Source organism: Cognatilysobacter tabacisoli (assembly GCF_003586305.1).
GTDB classification, from domain to species: domain Bacteria; phylum Pseudomonadota; class Gammaproteobacteria; order Xanthomonadales; family Xanthomonadaceae; genus Cognatilysobacter_A; species Cognatilysobacter_A tabacisoli.
Window position 1 is genome coordinate 1,626,848 of the sequence record NZ_QXJI01000001.1, and the last position, 13,480, is coordinate 1,640,327.

At 70.5% G+C, this 13,480-nt stretch carries 11 protein-coding genes and 1 riboswitch; of the genes, 7 read left to right on the forward strand and 4 right to left on the reverse strand.

The genetic code is table 11. The features are described 5' to 3' along the window. The first annotated feature begins 251 nt into the window (after nt 1-251). Nucleotides 252-563 (forward strand): hypothetical protein, encoded by a 312-nt coding sequence (locus D3A60_RS12045; RefSeq protein ID WP_119718878.1) that lies wholly within the window; start codon nt 252-254, stop codon nt 561-563. A gap of 5 nt (nt 564-568) precedes the next feature. Here D3A60_RS12045 and D3A60_RS12050 read toward each other — a convergent pair whose 3' ends face one another. After that, the gene (locus D3A60_RS12050) at nt 569-1,627 is read right to left on the reverse strand and encodes a metal-dependent hydrolase (RefSeq protein WP_119718879.1); all 1,059 of its coding nucleotides are present in this window, start codon (nt 1,625-1,627) and stop codon (nt 569-571) included. A 161-nt stretch (nt 1,628-1,788) separates the two neighbouring features. Between D3A60_RS12050 and metK the strand changes: the two genes are divergently transcribed. Next, the gene (gene metK / locus D3A60_RS12055) at nt 1,789-3,003 is read left to right on the forward strand and encodes a methionine adenosyltransferase (protein WP_119718880.1); all 1,215 of its coding nucleotides are present in this window, start codon (nt 1,789-1,791) and stop codon (nt 3,001-3,003) included. A 178-nt stretch (nt 3,004-3,181) separates the two neighbouring features. Here the strand turns inward: metK and D3A60_RS12060 are convergent, their stop codons facing one another. After that, complete coding sequence (locus D3A60_RS12060; RefSeq protein ID WP_119718881.1) at nt 3,182-5,695, reverse strand: S9 family peptidase; 2,514 nt, start codon at nt 5,693-5,695, stop codon at nt 3,182-3,184. A 154-nt stretch (nt 5,696-5,849) separates the two neighbouring features. Then, nucleotides 5,850-5,932: riboswitch (S-adenosyl-L-homocysteine riboswitch) on the forward strand. Nucleotides 5,933-5,989: 57 nt separating this feature from the next. Here D3A60_RS12060 and ahcY point away from each other — a divergent pair. The 5 genes from ahcY to D3A60_RS12085 all read left to right on the forward strand — a co-directional run bounded on the left by ahcY (nt 5,990) and on the right by D3A60_RS12085 (nt 10,998). Next, complete coding sequence (gene ahcY, locus D3A60_RS12065; RefSeq protein WP_119718882.1) at nt 5,990-7,423, forward strand: adenosylhomocysteinase; 1,434 nt, start codon at nt 5,990-5,992, stop codon at nt 7,421-7,423. Nucleotides 7,424-7,575: 152 nt separating this feature from the next. Continuing rightward, nucleotides 7,576-8,403 (forward strand): methylenetetrahydrofolate reductase [NAD(P)H], encoded by an 828-nt coding sequence (metF, locus tag D3A60_RS12070; RefSeq protein ID WP_119718883.1) that lies wholly within the window; start codon nt 7,576-7,578, stop codon nt 8,401-8,403. Between the two features lie 200 nt (nt 8,404-8,603). Further along, complete coding sequence (locus D3A60_RS12075) at nt 8,604-9,257, forward strand: hypothetical protein (RefSeq protein ID WP_119718884.1); 654 nt, start codon at nt 8,604-8,606, stop codon at nt 9,255-9,257. Between the two features lie 78 nt (nt 9,258-9,335). After that, nucleotides 9,336-9,989, forward strand: coding sequence for a hypothetical protein (locus D3A60_RS12080; protein WP_119718885.1), 654 nt, complete (start codon nt 9,336-9,338; stop codon nt 9,987-9,989). An 82-nt stretch (nt 9,990-10,071) separates the two neighbouring features. Then, nucleotides 10,072-10,998 (forward strand): branched-chain amino acid transaminase, encoded by a 927-nt coding sequence (locus D3A60_RS12085; RefSeq protein WP_119718886.1) that lies wholly within the window; start codon nt 10,072-10,074, stop codon nt 10,996-10,998. Between the two features lie 21 nt (nt 10,999-11,019). Here the strand turns inward: D3A60_RS12085 and D3A60_RS12090 are convergent, their stop codons facing one another. Both D3A60_RS12090 and D3A60_RS12095 read right to left on the reverse strand, forming a co-directional pair. Then, on the reverse strand, nt 11,020-12,372 hold the full coding sequence (locus D3A60_RS12090) for a sensor histidine kinase (protein ID WP_119718887.1): 1,353 nt from the start codon (nt 12,370-12,372) through the stop codon (nt 11,020-11,022). Nucleotides 12,373-12,376: 4 nt separating this feature from the next. Then, entirely contained in the window at nt 12,377-13,057 is a 681-nt protein-coding gene (locus D3A60_RS12095; protein ID WP_119718888.1) for a response regulator transcription factor, read from the reverse strand. Between the last annotated feature and the right edge of the window lie 423 nt (nt 13,058-13,480).

A 13,480-nucleotide genomic window follows, 5' to 3' on the forward strand; every position in this document is an offset into this window, starting at 1 on the left:
GCGGTTGGCACGCGGCCCGCGTGCAGCGCATCGCTCCCGCATCGATCGTGCCCAAAGCGGTGGGTTACCCCACGTCAGCAAGGGCCGTGCCGCAACGGGCACGAATCCGCGCGGCCATGGCATCAGTCAGGGGTGCGTCCGGCACGCGTTTTCCTGCGCGCATGAGCGAATGATTCGGTGGCGGTCATGCCCCCTGCCGCGCGGCGCGCCGACCGCACCCCGCCGCCCGGCCCCCCACCGGAGAGAGCACCATGAAGATCCGCTACGCCATCGCAGCCCTCGCCCTGTGCTTCGCGACGCCCGCGTTCGCCGAAGACCCGATCAGCCAGCTGGCCGATGCGACCGGCCTGAGCGAACGCAAGGTCCAGATGGTCCTCGGCACGCGCAGTTCGTTCGCCGAGTACCGGTACACCTACGACCGTGCACTCGAGCAGTTCCGCGACGCGGTCGGCGAGGAGCAGTACCAGCGCTTCGTCGCCGGCCAGCCGATCGACCTCGAAGCCGTCGCGCGTGCGCGCGCCACCGCGCAGAGCGCCCGCACCGACGTCGCCGCCCGCCTGTGACGACGTCATCGCGCGGTCGCGGGCGGCGCCCCTGACGGCGTCGCCGGCGACTGCGCGATCGTCGGCTCGCGCCAGATCCGCTGCCACAGCGCCCCCAGCCGCTGCGTGGCCTGCCATGGCCACTGCAGCTGCCGGGGCGGCGTCGCGCGCCAAGCGCCGCCCTCGCGCCGCGCCACGGCGAAGCGGAACGTGTAGTCCGGCTCCGATCCCATCCGCAGGTCGCTGAGCACCAGCGCGCCGTCGCGCTGCTCGGCCTTCATGAAGCCGCGGTTGAACCACGACAGCCGCTGCACCGACGGCTGCGTGGAGACCATGCGCAGCGCCGCGACGTCCGAACCGTGCGAGCGGAACGCGATCGGCCCGCGATCGGCCACCAGCGAGCGCTCGCCTTCGACGAAACCGTGCGGCGTCATCGCGACCACCCGCCACAGCAGCGTGGTGAACGGCGCCGGCGTCGAGAAGCGCGGCGCGTCCTGCAGCCCCAGCGCGGCGAGGCTGCGCTCGGCGTCGCGTTCGACCACGGCCTTGGCCACCAGCGACCAGCCCAGGTAGGCGGTGCTCAGTGCCAGCCCGATCACGAGCGCGCGCTGACCGCGCTGCGACGCACGCGCGAACCACGCGACGCCGCACGCGGCCAGCAGCCACACCGTGTACAGCGGGTCGATGATGAACACGCTCGACCACATCGCCGGCGGCAGCGGCAGCGGCCACAGCAGCTGGGTGCCGTACACGGTGAAGGCGTCGAGCAGCGGGTGCGTGACCAGCGCGAGCGCGATCGCCCAGAACCAGCGCCGCGGCGCCTGCGCGACGCGGCCGCCGCGGGTGCGGCACCACGCCCAGATCGCCCACGCGACGACCGGCAGCACGAACAGCGAATGGCTCGCGCTGCGATGCCAGGTCATCCGCGCGACCGGGTCCTCGGTCAGCAGGTTGATCGGAATGATGTCGAGGTCCGGCAGCGTGCCGAGCGCGGCGCCGGCGAGCAGCGCGGCGCGGCGGTGCTGCGGCGGGGCGATGGCGGCGGCGACGGCGGCGCCGAGGACGATCTGGCTGAGCGAATCCATCCGCCGATCGTACCGGCTGCACGCGGCGGGCCGGCGTCCGGCGCGCCGTGGTCGGGCCGCTTAACCCCATGGCAACATCGGCCCGGCGCAGAATGCACCGGCGCGGCCGAGCCTGTATCATGCGCGGCCATCCTTTTATCCGAATGCAAGGATATAGCCCGATGTCGAGCTACCTGTTCACCTCCGAATCCGTCTCCGAAGGCCATCCGGACAAGATCGCCGACCAGATCTCCGATGCCGTCCTCGACGCGATCCTCGCGCAGGACAAGCGCGCCCGCGTGGCGTGCGAGACGATGGTGAAGACCGGCGCGGCGATCGTCGCCGGCGAGGTCACCACCAACGCCTGGGTCGACATCGAGTCGCTCGCGCGCAAGGTGATCAACGACATCGGCTACAACAACTCCGAGGTGGGCTTCGACGGCCACACCTGCGCGATCATCAACATGCTCGGCAAGCAGTCGCCCGACATCAACCAGGGCGTCGACCGCAAGAAGCCGGAAGAACAGGGCGCGGGCGACCAGGGCCTGATGTTCGGCTACGCCTGCAACGAGGCCCCGGAGTACATGCCGGCGCCGCTGTACTACTCGCACCGCCTGGTCGAGCAGCAGGCCAAGGTCCGCAAGAGCGGCAAGCTCAAGTGGCTGCGTCCGGACGCGAAGTCGCAGGTCACCCTGCGCTACGACGGCAACAAGATCCTCGGCCTCGACGCCGTCGTGTTGTCGACCCAGCACGATCCGGACATCAAGCAGAAGGACCTGATCGAGGCCGTGCGCGCCGAGATCCTGGTGCCGGTGCTGCCGAAGAAGTGGCTGGAAGCGCTGTCGAAGAACAAGGTGCACATCAACCCGACCGGCAAGTTCGTGATCGGCGGTCCGGTGGGCGACTGCGGCCTGACCGGGCGCAAGATCATCGTCGACAGCTACGGCGGCATGGCCCGCCACGGCGGCGGCGCGTTCTCCGGCAAGGACCCGTCGAAGGTCGACCGCTCCGCGGCGTACGCGGCGCGCTATGTCGCCAAGAACATCGTCGCCGCCGGGCTGGCCGACAAGTGCGAGGTGCAGGTCTCGTACGCGATCGGCGTGGCCGACCCGACCTCGATCTCGGTCACCACGTTCGGCACCGGCCACATCAGCGACGACAAGATCGAGAAGCTGATCCGCAAGCACTTCGACCTGCGCCCGTACGGCATCACCCGGATGCTCGACCTGGAGCACCCGATCTACCAGCCGACCGCCAGCTACGGCCACTTCGGCCGCAAGCCGAAGGAAATCAGCTACACCGACGGCGCCGGCAAGAAGCACAAGGCGACGGCCTTCTCGTGGGAGAAGACCGACCGCGCCGAGGCGCTACGCAAGGACGCCGGGCTGAAGAAGTAACACAGCCTCGCGCCGCCCTGCGGCCGCTGAAGCAGTCTGGACGGGCCGCAATCGCGGCCCGTTCCTTTTTGCGTCGATCGCGTCTGCGTGGACTGCGGATGCAGGGCGCAGCGCATGAAGGCCGCAAACGACAGCGGGGCGCCGGAGCGCCCCGCTGTCGTGTCCGATCGCCGCCGCGCTACTTCGACGCGGGCGCCGGCGCCGCGCCGCCGCCCTGCTTCACGTAGCGCTCGAGCCAGTCGTTGCTCTCGGCCAGCATGTGCAGGATCGACTCGCGCGCGCGGTAGCCGTGCGACTCGTTCGGCAGCATCACCAGACGTGCGGTGCCGCCCAGGCCCTTGATCGCGGCAAACATGCGCTCGCTCTGGATCGGGAACGTGCCGGAGTTGTTGTCCTGCTCGCCGTGGATCAGCAGGATCGGGTCCTTGATCTTCTGCGCATGGTTGAACGGCGACATCGCCGCGTAGGTGACCTGCGCCTGCCAGTAGTTGCGCTCCTCGGCCTGGAACCCGAACGGCGTGAGCGTGCGGTTGTACGCGCCGCTGCGCGCGATGCCGGCCTTGAACAGCCGGGTGTGCGCGAGCAGGTTCGCGGTCATGAACGCTCCGTACGAGTGGCCGCCGATGGCGATCCGGTCGCGGTCGGCGACGCCGCGCGCGACCACCGCGTCGACCGCGGCCTGGGCGCTGTCGGTCAGCTGCTGCAGGTAGGTGTCGTTCGGCTCGCGGTCGCCCTCGCCGACGATCGGCATCGAGGGGTCGTCGAGCACCGCGTAGCCCATCGCCAGGAACGCCTGCGGTCCCCAGTAGCCGATCGCGTTGAAACGGTACGGCGAGTCCGTGACCTGGCTGGCCGCGCTGGCCGATTTGAACTCCTGCGGGTAGGCCCACATCAGCAGCGGCAGCGGGCCGTCGCGCTTGGCGTCGTGGCCCGGCGGCAGGTAAAGGGTGCCGGTCAGCTCGACGCCGTCCTTGCGGCGGTAGCGGATCTGCTCCTTGCGCACGTCGCGCAGCTGCGGCGTCGGGTGCGGGAAGCGGGTCAGCGCCACCGGCGCGGTCGCCGCCGCAAGATCACGGACGTAGTAGTTGGCCGGCTCGGTCGGCGACTCGCGGGTGGTGACGATGCGCCGGCCGGTGTCGTCGAGCATCGCGCGCGGCACTTCGTAGTGCGGCGCCTGCGAATGGAACAGCCGGGTCTTGGCCTTCGTCGCCAGGTCGAGGCGGTCGACGAACGGGCGGTCGCCCTCGGGCGACGCACCGTCGCCGAGCAGGAACACCGCGTCGCCATCGAGCACCAGCCGCGACTGGCCGTTCTCGTCGGCGCGCGTGGCCGGCGTGCCCGGGTCGCGGTAGCGGTCCTCGTACGACCCTTCGAACACGAGTGTCGGGGCGGTCGTCGGGGCATCGGGCGCGACGCGCCACTGTTTCGTCTGCCGCGTCTTCCACCACGCCTCCGACAGCAGGGCGAGGTCGCCGCGCCCCCAGTCGATCCGCGCCAGCCGGGTGCCGAGCCGCGCGAGCGTCACCGGCGGGTCCTTGAACGGAGCCGACTGCAGGAACACCGCGTCGCGCACGTCGGCCGCGCGCGACGGATCGCCGCCGTCCTGCGCTTCGGCCCACGCCAGCGTCGCCGGCGCGTCGCTGCGCCACTCGATGTCGCGCACGCCGGTCGGCACCGCGTCGTTGCCGGTCGGCAGGCCCTCGAACAGCGGCAGCGCGGCGACTTCGTGCACGCGCCTGCCATCGAGCCCGAGCACTTCGATGCGGCGCGGGAAGTAGAACCACGGCACGACGTACGAGAACGGCCGCTCGATCCGCTGCGACAGCAGCAGCGTGCCGTCCGGCGACGGCTGCACCGAGACGAACAGGTCGGGCGCGCCAACCGGCACCGCCCGGCCGTCGAGGCCGACCAGCGCGGTCTGCGAGCGCAGGTAGTGGGCGAACACCTGCGCGTCGGACTCGTTGCGCAGCAGGTCCTGGTAGGTCCGCAGCTGGCGCACGCTGCCGCCGCCGTCGGTCTGCTGCGTGGCGGGTCCGGTGGGGATCCCACCGAGCGACGGCGCCGCGCCCTGCCCTTCGGGCTGCAGCTGCACGACCAGGCGCCGGCTGTCGGGCATCCAGGTGTAGCCGCGGCCGCTGACGGTGTTGAGCGGCCGCGTCGTCAGGCGCCGCGCGCGGCGCTGGGCGACGTCGACGACCCACAGCTCGTTGCGGCCGCTGCGCGCGTCGACGTGGTTGAACGCCAGGTGCGACTGGTCCGGGGACCAGCTCATGCTCGCGATCGCCAGCGGCTGCGGCAGGCCCTGCAGGCGCCGGTCGGCCTGCGTGGCGATGTCGAGCAGCCACAGGTCGCTGCCGAACACGAAGCGGCTCTGCGCGTACGTGCGCGGGTTGATGCGGGTGCCGGCGAGCTTGAGCTCGGGCTGGGCGACGACGTCGATGCCGGGCAGGTTCGGCACCTGCATCAGCGCCGCCACGTCGCGCTTGGGGCCCAGCGACAGCTGCGGCGGACGTGGCGCATCGACCAGCGCCTGCAACGCCGGTGGCGGCAGGCGGTAGCCGTTCGCCGCCGTCGGGGCGGGATTGGAGCGGGGCGCGGCCTCCTGCGCCGGCACCGCGGCCGGCAGGAGGACGAGCAGCAGGAAACCGGACAGCAGCCCGGACAACTTCAGACGCCGCGAAGGCAGGTTCATGGGCGACCCATCGTGGGAACGGAGCAAGGGGACGCGCCGCGGGCCGGCATCGTCCCCTGCCGGCGGGCCCGTCGATGAACGGGGCAGGCGCGCGCCGGCCCCGGCCCGCGAGGATAGCGGCTTCGCGGCGGGCGAACCGGTACAATGGCGCCCGTTCGCCGAGGGGCGCTGCGACCGTGACGCAAGGGCACGGCCAGGCTCGGATGGACGCACCAGCTGCAACGGCGCCCGATGTCCGCGGACCACCGCGGAAGTCCGATCCCCGGATCGGTCTCCCCACTATCGGAGCTCACAATGAACGCAGTAACGAATCTGTTCCCGCCCGGGAACGACTACAAGGTCGCCGACATCTCGCTGGCCGACTGGGGCCGCAAGGAAATCGACATCGCCGAGCAGGAAATGCCCGGCCTGATGTCGATCCGCGAGAAGTACGCCGCCGCCAAGCCGCTCGCCGGCGTGCGCGTAACCGGCTCGCTGCACATGACCATCCAGACCGCCGTGCTGATCGAGACGCTGAAGGACCTCGGCGCCGACGTGCGCTGGGCGTCGTGCAACATCTTCTCGACCCAGGACCACGCGGCCGCCGCGATCGCCGCCACCGGCACGCCGGTGTTCGCGTGGAAGGGCGAGTCGCTCGAGGAGTACTGGGACTGCACGCTCGACGCGGTCTCGTTCCCGAACGGCAACGGCCCGCAGCTGGTCGTCGACGACGGCGGCGACGTGACCCTGCTGATCCACAAGGGCTATGAGCTCGAGCTGGGCGACAGCAGCTGGGTCAACTCGGCCTCGGGCAGCCACGAGGAGCAGGTGATCAAGGATCTGCTCAAGCGCGTCGCCAAGGAGCGCCCGGGCTTCTGGACCAACGTGGTCAAGGACTGGAAGGGCGTCTCGGAAGAGACCACCACCGGCGTGCACCGCCTGTACCAGATGCTCGAGGCCGGCAAGCTGCTGGTCCCGGCGATCAACGTCAACGACTCGGTCACCAAGTCGAAGTTCGACAACCTGTACGGCTGCCGCGAGTCGCTGGCCGACGGCCTCAAGCGCGCGATGGACGTGATGCTGGCCGGCAAGGTCGCGGTCGTGTGCGGTTACGGCGACGTCGGCAAGGGCTCGGCCCACTCGCTGCGCGCGTACGGCTGCCGCGTCGTGGTCACCGAGATCGACCCGATCAACGCGCTGCAGGCCGCGATGGAGGGCTTCGAGGTCAACACGGTCGAGGCGACGCTCGGCCGCGGCGACATCTACGTCACCACGACCGGCAACAAGGACGTGCTGACGCTCGAGCACATGCAGCAGATGAAGGACCAGGCGATTGTCTGCAACATCGGCCACTTCGACAACGAGATCCAGGTCGACAAGCTCAACGAGTCGGGCGCGGTCCGCCTGAACATCAAGCCGCAGGTCGACAAGTACACGTTCCCGAACGGCAACGCGATCTTCCTGCTGGCCGAAGGCCGTCTGGTCAACCTCGGCTGCGCCACCGGCCACCCGAGCTTCGTCATGTCGAATTCGTTCTCGAACCAGACGCTGGCGCAGATCGACCTGTGGGCGAACAAGGACGCGTACGAGAAGAAGGTCTACATCCTGCCGAAGAAGCTCGACGAGGAAGTCGCGCGCCTGCACCTGGAGAAGATCGGCGTGAAGCTGACCACGCTGACCGACGAGCAGGCCGCGTACCTGGGCGTCTCGAAGGACGGCCCGTACAAGCCGGAGCACTACCGCTACTGATCGCGCACTGCGGTCACGGCACACGGGAACGGGCGCTTCGGCGCCCGTTTTCGTTGCGGGGGCGCGCCCGCTGGCCCGTTGCATCGAACTTCTTCGTTTACTTGCATCGCGATGAAGCGATACTCTCCCCCGGACTTCCACGGCGTGCCGCGATGACCCCGATCAGCTTCGAGTTCTACCCGCCCAAGACCGATGAGCAGCGCGCGCAGCTCGACCGCACGGTCGACAAGCTGCGCCCGCTGGGGCCGGAGTACGCGTCGTGCACGTTCGGCGCCGGCGGCTCGACGCTGAGCTACACGCCCGAGACCGTGGAACGCCTGCGGGCCCACCACGGGCTCGAGGCGGCGCCGCATGTCTCGTGCGTCGGAGGCACCCGCAGCGAGTTGGGCGAGCTGCTGCAGCGCTACCGCGAAATGGGCTGCCGCCGCATCGTGGCGCTGCGCGGCGACCTGCCGTCGGGCATGGGCCAGGCCGGCGAGTTCCGCTACGCGCGCGACCTGGTCGAGTTCATCCGCAGCGAGCACGACGGCTACTTCCACATCGAGGTCGCCGCCTATCCGGAAATGCACCCCCAGGCGCGCGACGCGGCCAGCGACGTCCAGCATTTCGCCGACAAGGTCCGGGCCGGCGCGGACGGGGCGATCACCCAGTATTTCTACAACGCCGACGCCTACTTCCGCTTCGTCGACGACGTGCGCGCCCTGGGCATCGACGTGCCGATCGTCGCCGGCATCATGCCGATCTCGAACTTCAGCCAGGTCCGTCGCTTCTCGGAGATGTGCGGCGCGGAGATCCCGCGCTGGATCGGCCAGCGCATGGCCGCCTACGGCGACGACGCCGACAGCGTGCGCGCGTTCGGCGCCGAGGTCGTCGCGCAGCTGTGCCAGCGGCTGGTCGACGGCGGTGCACCGGGGCTGCACTTCTACACGTTGAACCTCGCCAAGCCGACCCAGCAGGTGCTGGCGCGGCTGCGCGCGTAGCGTCCCGCCTGCAGCGCGCGTGCTCACGCGCGCTTCGCGTCGCTGATCGCGGCCTGAGCCGCCCGGGAACCGCTCGTGAACGCGCGCGTCGATACACGACGCGTTCGGTGAGGGTTAAGCGCCAGAGGCTCGTTTCGAACAATGCGTTGACGCCGCGGTACCGAGCCTAGTCGCACCTCCACGCGACGCTCGCCCCCGCCATGAAGACGCTGTCCCGCAAGCTGCCCGTTGCCGCCTTCTCGCTGACCCTGCTGGCCGCCGCGATGCTGCCGGTCGCGCAGCCGGTCCAGGCCGCCGCCACCGGCCTGCAGCGCTGCGAAGGCGCCAACGGCGAAGTGGTCTACACCGACAAGGCCTGTGCGTCGTTCGGCGCCGCCGCGGTGCCGATGTCCGGCGAACTGCTGACCCGCATCGCCTACGAGGAGGCCAAGACCTTCGAGGACGCCAGCCTGGCGCCGATCGACGGCCGCGTCGCCCCGTCGGCCGTTGCCCCGGCCCGCCGCTCGGCCCACGCCGGCTGCGCGCGCACGCCAACCCAGCTGTCGATGGACCTGCAGGGCGCGCTCGCGCTCGGCGACGTCAACCGCGTGGCCGAGAGCTACCACTGGGTCGGCATGGGTCATCGCCAGGCGCAGCAGGTCCTTGCCCGGCTCGACGACCTGACCCGCCGCCCGGTCGTGCACGCGCAGTACTTCAACGCGCAGATCGGCGGTGCACTCGCGATGGCCGACGCGTCGTCGTCGGCCCCTGCGGCCGGCGGCATGCTGCAGGTGATGTTCGGCGAGGGCAGCGCGCGCCGCGTGGTTGACTTCGACGTGCAGCGCTACGCCGGGTGCTATTTCGTCAGGTTCTGAACGAAGCCCCCGGCGTAACCGCGCGCATGTGATCCGCACACTGTCGCGCCCCGCCGCCCGCGGCTAGGCTGCGCGCCTATGCCGTTGCACGTCCACTACACCGCCCTCGCCTGCTCCGCCGCGCTGCTTGCCGTGGCGTGCGGCTGGCCGACGCCCGCGCAGGCACAGGTGCGGCGTTGCGCGCTCCCGGACGGCCGGACGATCTTCACCGACCGCCGCTGCGACGAAGTTGGGGCCACCGAGCGGCTGCCAAGGAACGGGGCGGCCACAATCGGCGCGCGCCAGACCTATCGCGGCGGCTGCGCGCGCAACCTGCAGGACCTGATGTACGAGGTGACGAGCGCGATCGACGGCCGCGATCCGAACCGGCTCGCCGGCGTGTACCACTGGACCGGCATGTCGTCCGACGCCGCGTACCGCGTTCTGGCGCGGCTGGACGCCATCGCGCAGCGGCCGCTGGTCGACCTGGTGCCGGTCATGCCGGCCGAACCCGACGCCGAACCGCTGCCGCGGCCCGAGTGGACCGTCAGCGAGGTGCCGCCGCTACCGGCCCCAACCGGCGCCGTGGACGCGGCGACGCCCACCCCGGACCTCGGCGACTCGCCGCCGCCCCGCCGCGCGCGGGCGCCGGTGGCGCTGCGGGTCGAGCAGACCTTGGCCAACGGCACCACCCCGTCGCGGACCGTGTTCGGACTGCAGCGCCACCTCGGCTGCTGGTGGCTGACCCGCTAGCCTCGTGGCGCCGCGGGCACGGGTGCCCCGACCGTCGCCCCGGTAGACTTGCGGGCTTCGCAGCGCCTTCCGAGAGCCCCGCATGAGCACGCAGCAGTACCCCGAATGGATCTGGCAGAACGGCGTCATCAAGCCGTGGGCTGAGGCCACCACCCACGTCATGTCGCACGCGCTGCACTACGGCTCGTCGGTGTTCGAGGGCATCCGCTGCTACGACACGCCGAACGGGCCGGCGATCTTCCGCCTGACCGACCACAACAAGCGCCTGTTCGCGTCGGCCAAGATCTACGACATGGCGATCCCGTACACGCTCGACGAGATCAACGCCGCGTGCCACGCGGTCATCGTCCGCAACGGGCTGCGCAAGGCGTACCTGCGCCCGTTCGCCTACCGCGGCCTCGGCGGCTTCGGCCTCTCGGCCGACACGCCGGTCGACGTCTCGGTCGCGACCTGGTTCATGGGCCCGTACCTCGGCGAGGGCGTGCTCGACGCCGGCATCGACGCCTGCGTGTCGAGCTGGCAGCGGTTCGCGCCGAACACGATCCCGGCCGGCGCGAAGGCCGGCGGCAACTACCTGTCCGGCCAGCTGGTCGCGCGCGAGGCGCGGCGGCTGGGCTTCGGCGAAGGCATCGCGCTGGCATCGACCGGCCTGTTGTCCGAGGGCGCCGGCGAGAACCTGTTCCTGGTGTTCGACGGCGCGCTGCACACCACCCCGGTCAGCGCGGCCCTGCTCAACGGCATCACCCGCAACACGATCATCACCCTGGCCCGCGCCAACGGGATCGAGGTGGTCGAGCGCGACCTGCCGCGCGAGTACCTGTACCTGTGCGACGAGCTGTTCATGTGCGGAACGGCGGCCGAGATCACCCCGATCCGCTCGGTCGACGGCCGCCAGGTCGGCACCGGCAAGCCCGGGCCGCTCACCCGCCGGATCCAGGACCTGTTCTTCGGCCTGTTCGACGGCCGCACGCCCGACACGCACGGCTGGCTCGAGCCGCTGCAGGGCTGAGCCGGCGGCCGGCGCGCGTGCTCAGCGCGCGTCGGCAGCGCCGAGGAAGTTCATCGTCGCGACCACGCCGCGTTCGTCGCCGGGCTTCACCGACACGCCCCAGCCGTACAGGTCGCACAGCCGGCGCACGATCGACAGGCCGATGCCGCCGCCCTGCGAGTGGCCGGCGTGGGTGCCGCGGTAGCCGCGCTCGAACAGCTTGGCGGCGTCGGCCTGGCTGAGGCCGGGCCCCGAGTCGATCACCGTCACCGAGGTCGGCCACAGCTGCACGACGACGTCGCCGCTGGGCGTGTACTTGACCGCGTTGCCGATCAGGTTGCCCAGCGCCACCGCGACCGCCGCCTCCGGCGCGTCGACCACGAGGCCGCGCTCGCCCTCGATCCGCAGCGCCAGCGGCTTGCCGCCGAGCTGGGCGCGGTGCGCGTCGAGCAGCTGCTCGGCGACCTTGGCCACGTCGGTCGCGCCGTGGCCGCGCTCGTTGCGCGACAGCAGCAGCAGCGCGCTGATCAGGTCGGTGCATTGCTGCTCGGCGCGCTGGATCCGCAGCAGCCGGCTGCGGGTCTTGTCGTCGAGGTCCGGCCGCGACAGCAGCAGCTCGACCGCGCCCTTGATCACCGCCAGCGGCGTGCGCAGCTCATGGCTGACGTCGGCGTTGAATTCGCGGTCGCGCTGGACCACATCGGTAAGCCGCGCGGCGTAGTCGTCGAGCGCCTCGGCCAGCTGGCCGACCTCGTCGTCGGGAAAGTGCGACGCCAGCGCCTCGGGCTGCGCGCTGCGGCCCGACAGCTTCAGCCGCGTGGCCAGCTCGGACACCGGGCTCATGACGCGCGACGCCGCCCACCAGCCGACGACCAGCGACAGCAGCGAGAACACCACCACCGAGCTGTAGATCGCGCGGTTGAACTGGGCCTCGCCGCGCGTGGCCTGGGTCATGTCGTAGGCCAGGAAAAACCATTCGTTCGGCGTCTTGCGCACGGCGAGCTTGTACGAGAACGGGCTGCCGTCGGGGTTGGTGCCGTTGATGCTGTGGATGCCGTCGGGCAGCGCGTACCAGTCGGGCTGCTCGACGCGCAGGTCCTCGAAGCGGTCGCGCCGGACGACGCGCCCTAGCATCTGCTGCACGCCGAACTCCGGCTTGCCGCTCGGGTCGGCGAAGTACTGCTGGGCGTAGGCGTCGATGTTGCGGTTCATCACGTCCTCGACCAGCTGGTTCTCCACGCGGTTGCGGGTCCAGTTGGTGGCGAACGCGAACAGCGCGGTCAGGCCGAAGCCCAGCAGCACGAAGGCCAGGATGATGCGGCTGCGCAGCCGGCGCCGGTAGCGGATCTTGCGCCGCGCCGGCGCGGGCGCGGGCGACGCGTCGGCTGCCGCCATGCGGTTACCCGTTTTCCGGCGGCGCGATGCGGTAGCCGATGCCGTGGCGCGTCTGGATCAGCGGCACGTCGAACGGCTTGTCGACCACCGCGCGCAGGCCGTGGATGTGCACGCGCAGGCTGTCCGAGTCGGGCAGCTCCTCGCCCCAGACGCGGGTCTCGAGCTCCTGCCGCGTGACCACCGCCGGCGAGGCTTCCATCAGCGCCTGCAGGATCTTCAGCGCGGTCGGATTGAGCTGCAGCAGCTTGCCCTGGCGGCGGACCTCGAGCGTGTCGAGGTTGTATTCGAGGTCGTGGGTGTTCAGCACCCGGGTCTGTACGCCGCGGCCGCGGCGCGACAGCGCGTTCAGCCGGACCTCGACTTCCTGCAGCGCGAACGGCTTGATCAGGTAGTCGTCGGCGCCGGAGTCGAAGCCGGCCAGCTTGTTGTCGAGCGTGTCGCGCGCGGTGAGCATCAGCACCGGGGTCTGCTTGCGCGCCTCGTTGCGCAGCTTGCGGCAGACCTCCAGCCCGTCGAGGCCCGGCAGGTTGAGGTCGAGCACGATCGCGTCGAATTCGTGGACCACGGCCAGGTGCAGCCCGGTGATGCCGTCGGCGGCGAAGTCCACGGTGTGGCCGCGGTCCTCGAGAAAGTCGCCGAGGTTGGCGGCAATGTCCTGGTTGTCTTCAATGACGAGGATGCGCATGCGGTCGTCCTGTTTGGGCGTTCGACCGGATTCCCGCGCTGGGGTTCCGGCGACGCTGCGATGGCGGGAGAGGCATCTGGGCCCGGAGGCCGCGTCTTAACGATTCTGCCAGAGCGGCGGTGGTCGGCCCGATCACGCGCGCCGTGCACGCCGGGCCGGATCCAGGAGCCGGATGAAAAAGACCCAGACGCGGGGCTGCCGCGCCTGGGTCAAAAGGGTGTTGCCCCGATTACCGCAACCTGCTGGGACCGAACTGACGAGGAGCGGGACAGGCAGTGTTCCGGTCCACCTAGGCTACGCGGATTTCGATTAAACCGCCGTTAAAACGGCGGCGAAAATTTAGCCAATTTGGGGCAGTCGTCGTCTCATCAAGCTGCTAGACGTTCGGATAAGCAACTGTAATTAAACGATTTTTCCTGAGTG